The sequence below is a fragment of the Pseudomonas sp. N-1-13 genome (assembly GCF_057787095.1).
On the sequence record NZ_JBYNRI010000001.1, the window covers coordinates 158581 to 173910 of the forward strand.

Genomic DNA, 15330 nt, shown 5'->3' on the forward strand with positions numbered 1-15330 from the left:
CCCGCACGTGTTATCGGATTTATGCCGCTCGATCATGTTGTGTCTGGCTTGTCCCTGATCATTTCAGGCGGTGCGCAGGCTGCGAGGGGCATGACTCACAAGGGAAGAAATCACCATGCTCGAAAGTTGTCAGAATGCTCAGGAACGCTGGGGTGGGGTGCATCTGCTGATCGACCGCTGGTTGCAGGAGCGTCACGAACTGGTTCGGGCCTATGATGCTCTCGGCGACAGGCCTGAAGCGCTGAGTGAAAGCCGCAAGCCGTTGCAGGAGTTCTGCGGTGTGCTGGTCGACTACGTGTCTGCCGGTCATTTCGAGATATACGAACAACTGACGAGTGAGGCCAAGGCCTTCAACGATAAACGTGGCCTGGAGCTCGCCGAGCAAATCTACCCGCGTATCGACGTCATCACCGAAAAACTGCTGGCCTTCAATGACCTGTGTGATGAAGGCAAATGCGTAGCGGAAAAATTCAAGGAACTGGGTGGCTTGCTGCACGAGCGTTTCGAACTGGAAGACTGCCTGATCGAAGTGCTGCACAACTCCCACAAGGAAGAAGCGCCGGCCCAGGCTTGAGGATTTTTGCAGAATCAAAAGAACGGTGCGCATTGCGCACCGTTTTTTTTTGGAGTCAACTTCAGGTCGTCGCGCCCAGCAACTCGATTTCAAACACCAGCGGCGTGAACGGGGGGATGACATCCCCGGCTCCTTCGGCGCCGTAGGCCAGGGTCGAAGGAATGACCAGTCGCCATTTTGCGCCTACCGGCATTTGCGGCAATGCACTGCGCCAACCGTCAATCACGCTGTCGAGACTGAACCACTGCGCTTGTCCGTTGGAATCAAACACGGTGCCGTCTGGCAATCGACCGACATACAACACCTGGACCTTGCCGTGAGGGCCGGCCTTGGCGCCATTGCCGGGCTTGAGTTCGGTCAGCAGAATGCCATCTGCCAGTTGCTGAGCACCGGGCCGGGCTTTTTCCTCATCAAGAAATTTCTGCTCGGTTTTCAGTGCCGCTTCGATCTGCGGTGTCGCCGGTGACGACGTCAGCCGTGCCTGATGGTCGGCCAGTATCTGTTCGATGCGCTCATCCTTGAGGGCCAATGGTTTGCCCAGATAAGCCTGTTGCAGACCCTCGACCAACGCCTGGATCTGCAGGTCGGGCACATCCTGGCGCAGACGTTCACCCAGGCTTGCCCCCAGGCTGTACGCCAGGTCATGAGCGTCGTTTGCGCTGGTTTTTTCTGCGGCCTGAGCCATGGAGCAAACCATGCAAAGGAATAAAAACAAGTGACGCGACATGTAGTGTTCTCCGGCCTCGAATGGAGGGGATTATGCCAGTGCCGATATCCGCAAAGGTGGTTTGCCCCGGCAGTGGGGTAGAAGATTTTTCGTCCCTTGCAACGCAACGTCTTGTGTACTGTCAACATGCCCTAGCGGCGGTTGCAGCAGAGGTCTAGTATGAGCCGCACTCACGTCAGTCAGGAGGTAAACCATGTCGGCCACCAAGAAGCCAGTAAACACTCCGTTGCACTTGCTCCAACAACTTTCGGGCAGTCTGCTCGAGCATCTGGAAAACGCCTGCTCCCAAGCCCTGGCTGATGCTGAAAAACTGCTCGCCAAACTGGAAAAACAACGCGGCAAAGCGCAGGAAAAACTGCACAAGTCGCGCACCAAACTGCAAGACGCGGCCACCGCCGGCAAGGCCAAGGCACAAGCCAAGGCCAAAGACGCTGTGAAAGAACTCGAAGATCTGCTCGATGCCTTGAAGGATCGTCAGTCCGAAACCCGCGCCTATATTCTGCAACTCAAGCGTGATGCCCAGGAAAGCCTGAAACTGGCCCAAGGCGTCGGTCGTGTGCAAGAAGCCGTGGGCAAGGCACTGAGCCTTCGTGCTGCCAAGCCTGCCGCTGCCGCTGTATCGGCCAGAAAACCGGCCGCTAAACCTGTCGCGACAAAAACACCGGCCAAGGTAGCTGCCAAACCTGCCGCAAAAGCGCCGGCCAAAGCAGCGAGCAAACCAGCCGCTAAACCGGCTGCGAAAAAACCGGTTGCTGCCAGCGCTGCAAAACCTGCTGCGAAAAAAACCGCCGTTAAAGCTGTCGCCAAGCCGGCGGCCAAAGTGGCGGCCAAGCCAGCCGCTAAACCTGTCGCCAAGCCAGCTGCTAAACCGACCGCTAAAACAGCCGCCGCCAAACCCGCAGCGACAAAAACCGCCGCGGCTAAACCGGCTGCCAAGCCAGCTGCTACAAAAACGGCTGCTGCCAAGCCCGCCGCCAAACCGGCTGCCAAGCCAGCCGCTGCCAAAGCGCCCGCCAAAGTTGCAGCTAAACCCGCTGCCAAGCCAGCCGCTGTCAAAGCACCTGCCAAAGCTGCGGCTAAACCGGCTGCCAAGCCGGCTGCTGCCAAACCCGCCGCGAAGCCTGCCGCCGCCAAGCCTGTGGCCAAGCCTGCTGCGAAACCCGCCGTGAAAACGCCTGCTGCCGCAAAACCTTCGACTGCTCCGGCGGCCAAGCCTGCGACATCGACTCCGGCTCCTGCAGCGACCCCTGCGCCAACCGCCAGCACTGCGACCCCGGCGCTGAACCCGAGCGCCGCCCCGGCGCCGAGCAGCAACACCCCAACCCGCGCTTCCTAAGTGCTGGACGCCGCGACGCGCAGCTGATGCAGCGCGTCGCGGTTCCCTTGGTCGGCGCCCGCCACGAGTCCTTGCAGCCATTGCGCTGAATCTTTGGGTTGTTCCCCAGGCCAGTCCCTGGTCGCAGTCTCCAGTCGCTCCAGCAATCGTCGCTCGGCTTCCAGTTCCAGTCGCTTGACCTGCTCGCGCAGGCTATCGAGTGCCGTGTCTTGAAGGGCGCGGGCTTTCCATTGGTTACGGAGCGTGCGCAAGGGCTGAACGACGTCCGTGTCCCAAGGGCCGACCCATTGCTGAAGCTGTTGCAGTCTTTGTTCAGTGCAGGCTACCCCGCGCTGTTCCAGCCACAGCCCGCAAAGCAGCAGGCAGACATTGGCGCCGGCGCCCTGCAGCGCCAGGCAGGTTTGTTCCACACCAGGCTTGGCGTAGAGGTCGAGGGAAAAGCTCCATAGATCAGAGGACATCGTGCTACTCGCGCCAGTTGCGAGCGAAGCTGGTAGACTCCGCCGCCATTATGATTCGACTTCAGAACCTGACTTTACAGCGTGGCCCGCAACGTCTGCTAGAAGACGCCGAGCTGACCCTGCACGCCGGCCACAAAGCTGGCCTCATCGGTGCCAACGGCGCCGGCAAATCGAGCCTGTTCGCCCTGCTTCGAGGTGAACTGCACCCGGACTCGGGCGATTGCCTGCTGCCCGCCGATTGGCGTATCGCCCACATGCGCCAAGAGGTCGACACCCTTGAGCGCCTGGCGGTGGACTACGTGCTTGACGGCGACCTGCGCCTTCGTCAGGTCCAACGCGACCTGGCGGCGGCCGAGGCGGCACACGATGGCGCCGCACAGGCCCGTCTGCACGCGGAGCTCGACAGCGCCGACGGCTACACCGCCGATGCCCGCGCACGCAAACTGCTGGCAGGCCTTGGGTTTACCAATGAGCAGATGGACCGTCAGGTTGGGGATTTCTCCGGTGGCTGGCGGATGCGCTTGAACCTGGCCCAGGCCCTGATGTGCCCTTCGGACCTGCTGCTGCTCGATGAGCCCACCAACCACCTGGACCTCGACGCCATCATCTGGCTCGAAGACTGGCTCAAGAGCTATCCCGGCACATTGCTGCTGATTTCCCATGACCGCGATTTCCTCGACGCGGTGGTGGATCATGTCGCCCATGTCGACCAGCGCAAGCTCACCTTGTACCGTGGCGGCTACAGCGCATTCGAGCGGGCCCGTGCCGAACGCCTGGCCCAGCAACAGCAGGCCTACGAGAAGCAGCAGGCGCAGCGTGCGCACATGGAAAGCTACATCGCCCGGTTCAAGGCCCAGGCCACCAAGGCCCGTCAGGCCCAGAGCCGGATCAAGGCACTGGAGCGGATGGAAGAACTGTCCGCGGCCCACGTCGATTCACCGTTTGATTTTGTTTTCCGCGAATCGACCAAGATTTCCAGCCCGCTGATCGACCTGTCGGATGCGCGTCTGGGTTATGGCGACAAGACCGTGCTGGAGAAGGTCAAGCTGCAGCTGACCCCTGGTGCGCGGATCGGCCTGCTGGGCCCGAACGGTGCTGGTAAGTCGACCCTGATCAAGAATCTCTCCGGCGAGCTCGAGCCCCTGGCCGGGCGTCTGACCCGGGGCGAGAACACCGTGGTCGGTTACTTCGCCCAACATCAGCTCGATTCTCTCGACGCCAAGGCCAGCCCGCTGCTGCATTTGCAGCGTCTGGCACCGAACGAACGCGAGCAGACCCTGCGTGATTTCCTCGGTGGTTTCGACTTTCGTGGTGCGCGCATCGATGAGCCGGTACTGAATTTTTCCGGTGGTGAAAAGGCTCGCCTGGCGCTGGCATTGATCGCCTGGGGCCGGCCGAACCTGTTGCTGCTCGACGAACCGACCAACCACCTCGATCTGGAAATGCGCCTGGCCCTCACCATGGCCTTGCAGGAATTCAGCGGCGCGGTGCTGGTGGTGTCTCACGACCGGCATTTGCTCAAGAGCACCACGGATAATTTTTTCCTGGTGGCCGACGGCAAGGTCGAAGAGTTCGACGGTGATCTGGAAGACTATGCCCGTTGGCTGGTGGATTACCGTCAGCGCAACGCACCGGTCAGTACCACGCCGGTTAACCCGGACAAGACCGACAAGAAAGCCCAGCGCCAGGCCGCCGCCGCATTGCGTCAGCAGTTGGCGCCTCACAAGCGTGAGGCCGACAAGCTCGAAGTCGAACTGGGCAAGCTGCATGAAAAACTGCAAAAGATCGAAACCAGCCTCGGCGACAGCGGTCTCTACGAAGCGGCGCGCAAGGATGAGTTGCGCGATCTGCTGGCCGAACAGGCCAGGCTGAAGGTTCGGGAAGCGGAGCTTGAGGAGGCGTGGATGCAAGCCCTGGAACTGCTGGAAAACCTGCAAGCGGAGCTGGAGGCACTGTCCTGATGGAAGCCTTGGCTTTGCCGATACCCGTCATGTGGGTCGAGCCGATCTGGCTCGGTGTGCAAATACTGCTGATCCTGCTGGCCGGCTACATCGCACAGCGTTGCGTGGCGCGGGCCCTCACGGGCCTTGCCGAGCGCTACCCGTTACCGTCCCAGTTGGTGATCATCCTGCGGGGTGTGCTGCGCTGGCTGATCATGGGCAGCGCGGTGCTGGTGGTGCTTGAACGCCTGGGCGTCTCGGCCACGGTGCTGTGGACCGCGCTGTCGGGGTTCGTCGCGGTGGCGGCGGTGGCGTTCTTCGCCATCTGGAGCGTACTGTCCAATCTGTTGTGCGCCATTTTGATCTACACCGTCGGGCCGTTTCGTCTGGGCGATGTAGTTGAGCTGGTGGAGTCCACCGACAAGCCCGGCATCAAGGGGCGGGTGGTGGCCATCAACCTGCTTTACACCACCTTGATCGAACCCGAGGAACTCGGTACGGGCAGTTCCATGGTGCAAGTGCCCAACAGCCTGTTCTTCCAACGTTCAGTTCGACGCTGGCGCGGCAACGAGGCGTTTCCGGTCGGCGGGTTCGTCGAATAAGCGGGTCTCGATCGTTAAATATCTGTGGTCAACCGTCCGGCGGCGCATTAGCTTAGTGGTTTCAACGAATCTGAGCCGAGGTGTGCAATGGTGCTGGAGACATGGCTGGCGTTTTTCGCCGCTTGCTGGGTGATCAGTCTTTCGCCGGGTGCTGGTGCCATCGCATCGATGTCCAGCGGTCTGCAATACGGTTTCTGGCGCGGCTACTGGAATGCCCTGGGCCTGCAATTGGGTCTGGCGTTGCAAATCGTGATTGTCGCCGCCGGTGTCGGCGCGGTCCTCACCGCATCGGCGACCGCGTTTTATGCGATCAAGTGGTTTGGTGTGGCCTATCTGGTTTATCTGGGCGTCAAGCAGTGGCGAGCCATCCCGGGCGATCTCAGTGATGACGCGGCCGTGCGGCCTATCGGCAAGCCTTTGGCGCTGGTGTTTCGCGGTTTTCTGGTCAACATCAGCAACCCCAAGGCATTGGTGTTCATGCTTGCGGTGTTGCCTCAATTCATCGACCCCCATGCCCCGCTGATCAAGCAATACCTGATCCTGGGTGTGACGATGGTTTGCGTCGACCTCATCGTCATGGCCGGGTACACCGGGCTGGCATCCAAAGTCCTGCGCCTGCTGCGCACTCCGAAACAGCAGCGTCGAATGAACCGCACCTTTGCCGGGCTGTTCATTGGTGCGGCGGGGTTGCTGGCGACAATTCGCAAAGCCTCGGTCTAACCCGCCGGTTCCAATGTGGCGGGGATAAATCTCCTCGCCACAAAATAATCGCTGAACCGCTTAGCGCAAAATGACCGGCGCGGTATCCCGTGGTAGGTTGTTGCGCGGCGCAGGCTCGCCGGCTTGTTCGTAGTTCGGCCCGCCAAGTTGTTCGCTCAGTTGCCGCGCTACGTCCTCACCCAGGGCCTTGGACACCTCGCGCACGACTCGCGGGCGGTTGAGGTTGATGCGTACGTCCCGATGATTCAGCAGCTTGGTGTCCTGGCCTTCACCCATGGCGGTGAAGGCCGAGGTGATTTCGTAGGTTTTGGTGTTGATCAGGCTGAAGTCCGCCACCAGGGTCAAGGCGAGCACGGCCGAGTAGCTGTTGGTATTGGCCAGTTCATTGATGTCGCGGGTGAAGTCGATGTCCGATACGGTGCCGAACAGCACGTAATCGGCGCCCTTGAAGTGCCCGGCCTTGATTCGCTTGATCACGTCATAGACGTCGCCCGTGGACGAAGCGGTGTGGGGCGTGCCTTGCACGAGCTGGAACATCCCGCTGCGCAGGATTTCGCCCTTGATGTCGCCGGTGAACTTGCGCAGTTCGCCCTGCTCGATGTAGCTGGTGGTGGCTTCCATCTCGTCGTAGCTCGACGAAGCGCTGGCGCTGTAAGGGTTCGCCTGGAAGTTGCTCTGGGCCGAAACGGTGTGGATGTATTCCTCCACCCGTTGCTGGTACGCCAGGTCAGTGACCGCGACTTTCGGGGCCGCCTGGGCGCCGAATGCGCAGGCCAGGGCCATGATGCCGATCCATGTGCACATGGCTTAGCGCTCCGTGGTCTTGCGGATTTCTTTCTCGTCCATCCACTCGGCCAGACCGCTTTCGACGTCGATCAATTGCAGGCTGAATTTGTAGAAGACGTCCTTGTAGTCGCTGCTGCGCTTGACGATCGAGCTGATGGAGCCTTCGAGGCGGTATTTGGCCGCGATCATGTTGCCGGTCTTGGCCACGGTGCTTTTCTTGTACAGGCCGCTCTGGTTTTGCAGCTTGAGCTGGTCAACCTGGCTGTCCATGGCGTTGTTGTCGCTGGCGAAACGTGCCGCACCGGTCTTCATCAATTGGGTCTTGATGCTGGTGGTGATCTCGCGGGTGTCGATGTACTCGCTGGTCTTGTTCTTCACGTCATAGACCTGAACCACCGGGCGGCCCTGCAAAATGCCGGACTGGGCCAGGGAGCGGGTCATGGACTCGGCGATCATTTGCAGGTCGGTGGAGCCGAATTCGTTGGTCACGGTTTCCACGGCCTTGGTGTCGCCGTAGCTGATGTTCTTGCTGCCCAGAACCGGAGAGTTGTTGGCGCAGCCGCTGACCAGCAGGGCGGCCAGGGCGAGGGATGAAATGCGTACAAACATGGGAGTGCTCTCGAAAGCTGAAAAATTAGGGTTAACGCGTGGTGCCAGTCAGTAGAGCCTTTTGTGGGAGCGAGCCTGCTCGCGATAGCGGTCTGTCAGCCAAGCGCATTGCTGGTTGATGCATTGCTATCGCTAGCAAGCTCGCTCCCACAGGTGTGTGGCTCAAGGCGTATTGATTTCCAATCGGAAATCCACAGCCTTGGGGGTCGGTGCGATAGCCGGCAGGAAACTGGTTTGTTCGCCGTACAGCGTCAGGCTTTTCCAGGTTTCTTCCTCGGCAACCGGAAAGCCTTCCGGTCCCAACCAGGCAAAGCGGTAGTACATCGTCTTGTTGTTGAAGCTGGTGTTGCTCAACTGCACATTGACGGTCAGGTAGCCGTTTTCCCGGGCCACGCGCATGGCGCCGACCACGATGTTTTTCTGCTTGCCCATGGCCACGACTTTGCTGGCGGCGCTGCCCGGCTCCGGCGGCGCAGGGGTGGCGCAACCGGCCAGCAAGGCCAGGACACCGAGGGTGATCAGTTTTAAACGCATTTGAAGAAGACTCCGTTCTTAAGGTTGCTTGATGCTGGCGACGGCGGTCGGGTTGGTGCTCGGGATCACCTGGGCGGCCAGGCCACCGGCGAAGACCTGATTGCCCACCGCCCGCAGGCTGATGACCTGGTAACGCTGATCGACGGTAACCTTGACCACCGAACCGCCCACCGCGCTCGGCAAGGTGACGTGGTGTTCACCTTTTTTCAGGCGCAGACGCACCACTTGGGTGTAGTCCGGCAGGGTACGCCAGGTCCGGGTGTCCGCGCCTTCCAGCACGGCCGAGGTCAGGCCCACCGCGAGGCCGGCCAGGGGATTGGTTTCGTTGATCTGTTTTTGCGCCACGCCCCGGGTGATCGCGCGCACGGTTGTGCGCAGGATGATGCCGGGCATGTCGTCGCGCAGGGCGCGGCGGGACATGGCTGTGGTGCTGTTGAGCTGGGTCAGGTCCAGTTGACGACCGTCGACACCGATTTGAGTGAACGTGGCGGTGGAGGTGTCAGGCTTGATCAGGGGGAATGACAGTGGCGTGATCACCACATTGCCGCTGATGGGCAGGGGCAGGGGAATGCGGATCGAGTCCCGGGACGGCGCCAGGCCGCTCTGCACCACAATCAGGATGTCGCTTTCATCCTTCTTGCCAGCGGGCTTGTCGAGGTTGATCAATGCCTGCTCCAGCAACGGCGTATTCGGACGCAGTTCGGCGGCTTTGCGATAACCCGGAGCGGCCAGGTCTTTTTCGCCCAAGGCTTCATAGACGAACCCGGCCAGGTAATGGCTGAACGCACTCTGATAGCTGTTTTTCAGGCTGATCACTTCCGGCGCGTCGAGGCTGGCCACCGGGTAGCCCTGCAGGTCCTTGTACTCGGTCTTGACCCCTTGCTTCTCGGCGTCTTCCTCGCGCTTGAGGTATTCCTTGTCCCGCAGGTCGGCAATCACCGCTTCGCGCTCGTGGGTTTTCTTGATCTGCATCCGCGCGCCGTCGAAGTCGTTCACGGCCAGCTGGTTCAGGGCCATCTGCGTGGTCAGCATGACCTTTTCGTAGTCATAGCCTTCGTAGCGTCGAACTTTATCGTTGACCAGAAAGCTGCCGAACTGTGCCAGATATTTGCCTGTGTCGAGCTTGACTGCATCTTCCCACTGACCCACCTGCTGATCGGCGCTGGACCAGGCAGCCTGACTGCCGGGCAGGTCGCCCTTGGCGCGCAACAGTTCGCCTTTTTCGAAGAAATACAGCAGGTCTTTGTCTTGGCTGGTGTTGTTCTTCTCCAGCAGGGTCAACGCCGCGTCGACGTTGCCGGAAGCCAGTTGCTGATTGGTCTGGGCCAATTCGCTGTCGTAGTTGCGAAACGCAGAGCAGCCAGACAACAAGGTGATCGCGCCGAGGGCGATCGAAAGAGCGGCACGGGATGCCATGAATACTTCTTCCCTGAGGTATCAGCCGGGGGTGCGGGTCGGGCTGGGACGATCCACGGACGAGCGCCGGGCGCTGTCGGTTCCTCATAACCGGAGGAGCTTTTATGCCTTCGGACAATAAGAGGGCGGCGGGATTATAAACATGGCCGTTGGCTATGTAATGGCTTTTTAATCTCGTAATGCAGTTTTTGTGACATCACTTCCAAGCGTGAAGATCCGATGAAATCTGCTTCAGAAACACATCAACCCTTGAGTCAAGGTCATTGGAAGTGAACAATGTGTTACTTCTTATTTCCATCTGAGAGTCATTCATGACTGCCCCGTACCGTTTTCTGGCCTGGCTAGCGCTGCCGTTGTTTGCGCTATGCAGCGCCAATCTATTGGCCGACACCCTGGAGGGCGCCCCCCAGGCGCTGCATTTACTGGATTACATCGGGGCGGATTATCCGGCGACGGTGCAGGCGGGCAAAGTTGTCGACGAGTCTGAATACCGCGAGCAACTGGAATTTACCCAGCGCCTGGAAGGGCTGATCGTTGCGCTGCCAGCCAAACCTGAGAAAGCAGAGCTGACACAAGGCGTCGCCGCCTTGCGCAGCGCCATCACCGCGCATCAGGACGGCGATGAGGTCGCCCGCCTGGCGCGGCAACTGGGGGCCAGACTGGCGGTGGCGTATGAGGTCAGTCAGGCGCCGGTGATCACCCCGGACCCGGCCCGCGGTGCGCCGCTATATGCGCAGAATTGCTCGGTGTGCCACGGTGACAGCGGGGCCGGCGACGGTCCCGCCGGTGTCGGCCTGGAGCCTGCGCCCGCCAACCTGCGCGATGGGGCGCGCCTGGATCATCTGAGTCTCTACGCGATCTACAACACGCTTGGCATGGGCGTCGAAGGCACTGACATGCCGGCCTTTGCCGATCAGCTCGACGACCGTCAGCGCTGGGACCTGGCGACGTACATCGCCAGCTTCAGCGCCGATCCGGCGGCCGCTAAAAGCGGACAGACCTTTAACCTCGCTGATCTGGCGCGCCAGACACCGGCCGAAATCCTCGCGGCGCAGGGCCCTGAAGCGGCAGCCACCTTTCGCGCCCAGCGTGCCCAGCCGCCACAAGTGCAGCGTGGCCCGGCGCAGTTGCTCGACTACACCGCCACCACCCTGGACAAGAGCATCGCGGCGTATCGCGCCGGTGATCACGACCAAGCCTATGACTTGTCGGTAGCCGCTTACCTGGAAGGTTTCGAGCTGGTGGAAAGTTCGCTGGATAACGTCGATGCCAATGTGCGCAAGGACACTGAAAAAGCGCTGATGGCCTACCGTCAGTCGTTGCAGGATGGCTTGTCGGTCGAGCAGGCCGAGCAGCGCCTGGACGCGGCCAAGGCCAAGCTGACGGAGTCGGCGAATTTGCTGGGTGGCGACGGTTTGAGCTGGTCGTTGAGTTACATCTCGGGCTTGCTGATTCTGCTTCGCGAAGGGCTGGAAGCGATTCTGGTGCTGGCGGCGATCCTGGCGTTCCTGCGCAATACCGGTCAACAGTCAGCGGTTCGCAGCGTCAACGTCGGTTGGGGGCTGGCGCTGCTGGCTGGTCTGGCGACCTGGGGGCTGGCCGCTTATGTGATTGACGTCAGCGGCGCCCAGCGCGAATTGCTCGAAGGCGCAACGGCCTTGTTTGCCAGTGTGATGGTGCTGTGGCTGGGTGTGTGGATGCACGACCGACGTCACGCGGCGGCCTGGCAGGATTACATCAAGAGCAGTCTGGTGGGCGGCGGCGGACGTTTCGGTTTTGCGATCCTGGCGTTTTTCTCGGTCTATCGCGAGCTGTTCGAAGTGATCCTGTTCTACGAAACCCTGTGGCTGCAAGCCGGTCCCGCCGGGCATGATGCCGTGTTGGCTGGCGGCGCCACGGCGCTGGTGCTGTTGGTGGGGTTGGCCTGGGTGATTCTGCGCGGCTCGGCGAAACTGCCGCTGGCGTTGTTTTTCAGCATCAATGCCGGATTGCTCTGCGCGCTGTCGGTGGTTTTTGCCGGTCATGGCGTGAAGGCGCTGCAAGAAGCCGGGATCTTTGGCACCCGTCCGGTGGCGTTCTTCGATTTCGACTGGCTGGGCATTCACGCCGATGCTTATTCCTTGGCCGCCCAAGTGATGGCGATCGTGGCGATTGTGGTGTTGTACGGGCGCAGTCGGGTGGCGGAGAAGCGTAGGGTCCAGGTTTCCTGAACAGCATTCGCTGCGCTCATAATCGCGGGCAAGACTTGCTCCCACAGTCAGTATTCGCCTGTGGAAGCAAGGCTTGCCCGCGATGCTTTTAATTAGAGGAAAAACTCAATGCGTGTATGGATCGACGCCGACGCCTGCCCCAAGGCCGCGAAGGAACTGGTGGTCAAGTTCGCCTTGAAACGCCGCTTCGAAGTGGTGTTGGTGGCCGGCCAACCGCAGATCAAGCCGGCCCTGGCCTGCGTGAAGCTGATCGTGGTGCCCAGCGGGCCTGACGCGGCGGACGATTACCTGGTGGAGCATGCCGTACCGGGTGAGCTGGTGATCTGCAGCGACGTACCGTTGGCTGACCGGCTGGTGAAGAAGGGGGTTGCGGCACTGGATCCGCGGGGCAAGGAGTTCGATGCGCAGAACATGGGTGATCGGCTGGCGGTGCGCAACCTGTTCACCGACTTGCGTGAGCAGGGCCATATGGGCGGCGGGCCGGCAGCGTACAGCGAGCGGGACAAGCAAGGGTTCGCCAATGCGCTGGATCGGATACTGACGCGCTTGGCCCGAACTTCCTGAGTCTTGCTCGGACCTCTTGTGGGAGCGAGCCTGCTCGCGATGACGGTGTGTCAGCAAACAGATACATCAACTGAACTGACGCCATCGCGAGCAGGCTCGCTCCCACATTGAAGGGTGGTGTTACTCGTCATTCTCGTGAGTCAACTCCAGCACCCGGTCCACCAGTTTATTGATCCCCGAAGCCGCTTCGCTGATGTTCTGCGCCAGCATGTAGGCCGGCGTGCTGACCAGCTTGCGCGCAGTGTCTTCGACGATATCGGTGACAGCGCAGTCTTCGTGGATGCCGCCCATTTTGGTGACGGCGGCGGCAGTGTCGGTATCTGTGCCAATGGTGCAGGTCACCCCCGGACCATAGATTTTTGCCGCCAGGGCCGGGGAAATGCAGATCAGCCCCACCGGTTTTCCGGCCTCGGCAAAGGCTTCGGTCAGCGCCAGAACCTCAGGCTGGACGGTGCAGCCCGCGCCTTCGACGGCAAAGTTGGAGAGGTTCTTCGCCGCGCCGAAACCGCCAGGCACGATCAGCGCGTCGAAGTCCTCGGCGTTGGCTTCGCGCAAATCCTTTACATTGCCCCGAGCGATCCGGGCGGACTCCACCAGCACGTTGCGGCTCTCGGGCATCTGCTCGCCGGTCAGGTGATTGATGACCTGCAACTGCGCGATGTCGGGGGCGAAACACTGCACCTGTGCGCCGCGCTGGTCGAGGCGCAGCAAGGTGATCACGCTTTCTTGGATCTCTGCACCGTCATACACGCCACAGCCGGAAAGGATCACTGCAACTTTTTTGCTCATGGGCTTTTCTCCAGATTCATGGCGTTAAATGTCCACTAATTTGTCACTCGTTGCCATAGGGTTATCGAGCAGCTACACCTAATCTGCCGACTATCTCCCTGCTTTGTCTGCTCGGGTTGCGTCATGAATTTCATTCTGTATGCCGTGCCGTTTTTCTTTGTGCTGATTGCCGTCGAGTTGCTGGCCGACCGCTGGCGGGGTGTGAGCCATTACCGCGTGGCAGACGCCATCAACAGCCTGAGCACCGGCGTGCTCTCCACCACGACCGGTTTGCTGACCAAGGGCGTGGGGTTGGTGACCTACGCGTTTGCCTTGGAACACCTGGCCGTTATCCACTTGTCTGCCGACCAGGCCTGGGTCTGGGTATTGGCTTTCGTGTTCTACGACTTCTGTTATTACTGGCTGCACCGCATGGGCCATGAGCGCAACATCCTCTGGGCGGCCCATTCGGTCCATCATCAGAGCGAGGACTACAACCTCTCCACGGCGTTGCGCCAGACCAGCACCGGGTTTGTGTTGAGCTGGATTTTCTACCTGCCGCTGGCGGTGGCCGGCGTGCCGCTGGTGGTGTTCGTCAGCGTGGCGGCGTTGAATCTGCTGTATCAGTTCTGGGTCCACACCCAACACATCCCCAAGCTCGGCTGGCTGGAGTGGTGTTTCGTTACGCCGTCCAATCATCGCGCCCACCATGCACAGAACCCTCTTTACATGGATCGCAATTACGGCGGGGTGTTCATTATTTGGGACCGTCTGTTTCGCACCTTTCAGGAAGAAGACGCTAACGAACCGGTGATTTTTGGCGTGACCACGCCGCTGGCGAGCTGGAATCCGTTGTGGGCCAACCTGCAGTTCTATGCGCAATTGTGGGCGGATGCGCGACGGGCAGAGCGCTGGCGAGACAAACTGCGGATCTGGTTTATGCCCACCGGTTGGCGTCCGGCGGATGTGGCGGCGCGGTACCCGCTGAACAAGCCGGACCTGAGTCAGTTCCGCAAATTCGAGGTGCCGCTGGACGGCCGCCAGCAGTGGTACGTGGCGTTGCAGTTCTGTACCTACATTGCGCTGGGCAGTTACTTGATGAACCTGGAGAACAGCCTGTCGGTTGCTGCCCTGGTGTTGGGTTGGGGCACGGTGGCGCTGGGTTTGTTTGTGTTGGGCGTGGCCCTGGAGAATCGCCCGTGGGCCCTGAGGCTGGAGCTGTTGCGGCTGGTCCTGAATTTACCACTGGTGTGGCTGGCGCCGCTGGTGGGGTTGTGGCCGGCCAGCCCCGTGGCCTGGGTTGGGTTGCTCAGCTACAGCCTGCTCAGTGGCATCGGGCTGTATTGCTGTCGCAGCCGGGTCACTCGGCTGGCGTCGTAGGCTCGTGGGTCCTGGCTTGCTCCAGCCGTTCGGCTTCGAGGACTTTCCTGGCCAGCCGTGCATTCTTGATACGTCGACGCAGCCACAGGCACAACCCCAGCACCAGCAGGGCACCGAGTACCCACAATTCATATTTCTTGATGCTGCCCAGCATGCCTTCGAGCACCGCGCCGAAGTGGTACGCGGCGGCGGCCAGGGCAGTGGCCCAGATCGCCGCGCCGATACCGTTGAGCAACAGATAGCGGCCCGGCGGATAGCCCGACAGCCCGATGGCCACCGGCATGACTGTGCGCAAGCCGTAGACGAAGCGAAAACTCAGGACCCAGATGTCCGGATGCCGGCGAATATGCTCCAGCGCCCGATCGCCCATCAACTGCCAGCGAGGTTTTCGCGCCAGTAGCCTGCGGCCGTGCTTGCGCCCCATGAAGTACCACAACTGATCGCCCGCGTAGCTGCCGCAGAACGCCACCACCACCACCAGATTGATGTCCATGTAGCCACGGAACGCCAGGAAGCCTGCGAGCACGAGGATGGTTTCGCCTTCGAAGAACGTGCCGATAAACAAGGCCAGGTAGCCGAAGTCATGGAGAAATTGCTGGAGCATTGTCTGGGTGCTGGCGAAATGAACGCGCAGCCTAACCCTTCGGACACATTCAGGAAAGTATCGAGATGTGTCTCGACGTGAACATTTCCTGCAACGACA

The 15330-nt window shown here is 60.7% G+C and carries 16 protein-coding genes; 8 read left to right on the forward strand and 8 right to left on the reverse strand.

What is annotated here, in order from left to right:
- Positions 1-115 precede the first annotated feature (115 nt).
- Entirely contained in the window at positions 116-574 is a 459-nt protein-coding gene (locus tag AC3I65_RS00720) for an Rsd/AlgQ family anti-sigma factor (protein ID WP_047226119.1), read from the forward strand.
- Between the two features lie 61 nt (positions 575-635).
- Here AC3I65_RS00720 and AC3I65_RS00725 read toward each other — a convergent pair whose 3' ends face one another.
- Positions 636-1301, reverse strand: a complete 666-nt coding sequence (locus AC3I65_RS00725) for an FKBP-type peptidyl-prolyl cis-trans isomerase (protein ID WP_322834319.1) — start codon at positions 1299-1301, stop codon at positions 636-638.
- A gap of 193 nt (positions 1302-1494) precedes the next feature.
- Here AC3I65_RS00725 and AC3I65_RS00730 point away from each other — a divergent pair, with 193 nt between their 5' ends.
- Complete coding sequence (locus AC3I65_RS00730) at positions 1495-2637, forward strand: AlgP family protein (protein ID WP_076383073.1); 1143 nt, start codon at positions 1495-1497, stop codon at positions 2635-2637.
- Here the strand turns inward: AC3I65_RS00730 and AC3I65_RS00735 are convergent.
- Positions 2634-3098: a TIGR02444 family protein gene (locus AC3I65_RS00735; protein WP_076383072.1), complete on the reverse strand. Its 465-nt coding sequence runs from the start codon at positions 3096-3098 to the stop codon at positions 2634-2636. The two genes, AC3I65_RS00730 and AC3I65_RS00735, sit on opposite strands and share 4 nt — an antisense overlap.
- A gap of 50 nt (positions 3099-3148) precedes the next feature.
- Here AC3I65_RS00735 and AC3I65_RS00740 point away from each other — a divergent pair, with 50 nt between their 5' ends.
- The 3 genes from AC3I65_RS00740 (at position 3149) to rhtB (ending at position 6360) form a co-directional block, all read left to right on the forward strand.
- Positions 3149-5059 carry an ATP-binding cassette domain-containing protein gene (locus tag AC3I65_RS00740; protein ID WP_047226115.1) on the forward strand — a complete coding sequence of 637 codons (1911 nt, stop codon included), beginning with the start codon at positions 3149-3151 and terminating at the stop codon, positions 5057-5059.
- A complete protein-coding gene (locus tag AC3I65_RS00745; protein ID WP_047226114.1) occupies positions 5059-5640 on the forward strand; it encodes a mechanosensitive ion channel family protein in 582 nt (193 codons plus the stop codon). The genes AC3I65_RS00740 and AC3I65_RS00745 overlap by 1 nt, the downstream gene beginning before the upstream one ends.
- An 87-nt stretch (positions 5641-5727) precedes the next feature.
- A complete protein-coding gene (gene rhtB, locus AC3I65_RS00750; protein ID WP_047226113.1) occupies positions 5728-6360 on the forward strand; it encodes a homoserine/homoserine lactone efflux protein in 633 nt (210 codons plus the stop codon).
- 60 nt (positions 6361-6420) lie between these two features.
- Here the strand turns inward: rhtB and AC3I65_RS00755 are convergent, their stop codons facing one another.
- The 4 genes from AC3I65_RS00755 to AC3I65_RS00770 form a co-directional block, all read right to left on the reverse strand.
- Positions 6421-7164, reverse strand: coding sequence for a penicillin-binding protein activator LpoB (locus tag AC3I65_RS00755; RefSeq protein ID WP_488523400.1), 744 nt, complete (start codon positions 7162-7164; stop codon positions 6421-6423).
- A 3-nt stretch (positions 7165-7167) separates the two neighbouring features.
- A complete protein-coding gene (gene lpoB, locus AC3I65_RS00760; protein WP_047226111.1) occupies positions 7168-7755 on the reverse strand; it encodes a penicillin-binding protein activator LpoB in 588 nt (195 codons plus the stop codon).
- 162 nt (positions 7756-7917) lie between these two features.
- A complete protein-coding gene (locus AC3I65_RS00765) occupies positions 7918-8289 on the reverse strand; it encodes a YcfL family putative periplasmic lipoprotein (RefSeq protein ID WP_047226110.1) in 372 nt (123 codons plus the stop codon).
- A gap of 18 nt (positions 8290-8307) precedes the next feature.
- A complete protein-coding gene (locus AC3I65_RS00770; protein ID WP_047226109.1) occupies positions 8308-9705 on the reverse strand; it encodes a COG3014 family protein in 1398 nt (465 codons plus the stop codon).
- A gap of 311 nt (positions 9706-10016) precedes the next feature.
- Between AC3I65_RS00770 and AC3I65_RS00775 the strand changes: the two genes are divergently transcribed.
- Both AC3I65_RS00775 and AC3I65_RS00780 read left to right on the forward strand, forming a co-directional pair.
- Positions 10017-11915, forward strand: coding sequence for an FTR1 family protein (locus AC3I65_RS00775; protein ID WP_488523401.1), 1899 nt, complete (start codon positions 10017-10019; stop codon positions 11913-11915).
- 108 nt (positions 11916-12023) lie between these two features.
- Positions 12024-12479, forward strand: a complete 456-nt coding sequence (locus tag AC3I65_RS00780; RefSeq protein ID WP_047226107.1) for a YaiI/YqxD family protein — start codon at positions 12024-12026, stop codon at positions 12477-12479.
- A gap of 120 nt (positions 12480-12599) precedes the next feature.
- On the opposite strand, the gene elbB is transcribed toward AC3I65_RS00780, so the two are convergent.
- Complete coding sequence (gene elbB / locus AC3I65_RS00785; RefSeq protein WP_173407496.1) at positions 12600-13268, reverse strand: isoprenoid biosynthesis glyoxalase ElbB; 669 nt, start codon at positions 13266-13268, stop codon at positions 12600-12602.
- Between the two features lie 123 nt (positions 13269-13391).
- On the opposite strand from elbB, the gene AC3I65_RS00790 reads away from it, so the two are divergent.
- Positions 13392-14627 carry a sterol desaturase family protein gene (locus AC3I65_RS00790; protein ID WP_047226105.1) on the forward strand — a complete coding sequence of 412 codons (1236 nt, stop codon included), beginning with the start codon at positions 13392-13394 and terminating at the stop codon, positions 14625-14627.
- Here AC3I65_RS00790 and AC3I65_RS00795 read toward each other — a convergent pair.
- Positions 14608-15231 carry a DedA family protein gene (locus tag AC3I65_RS00795; protein WP_047226104.1) on the reverse strand — a complete coding sequence of 208 codons (624 nt, stop codon included), beginning with the start codon at positions 15229-15231 and terminating at the stop codon, positions 14608-14610. The genes AC3I65_RS00790 and AC3I65_RS00795 overlap by 20 nt on opposite strands.
- Between the last annotated feature and the right edge of the window lie 99 nt (positions 15232-15330).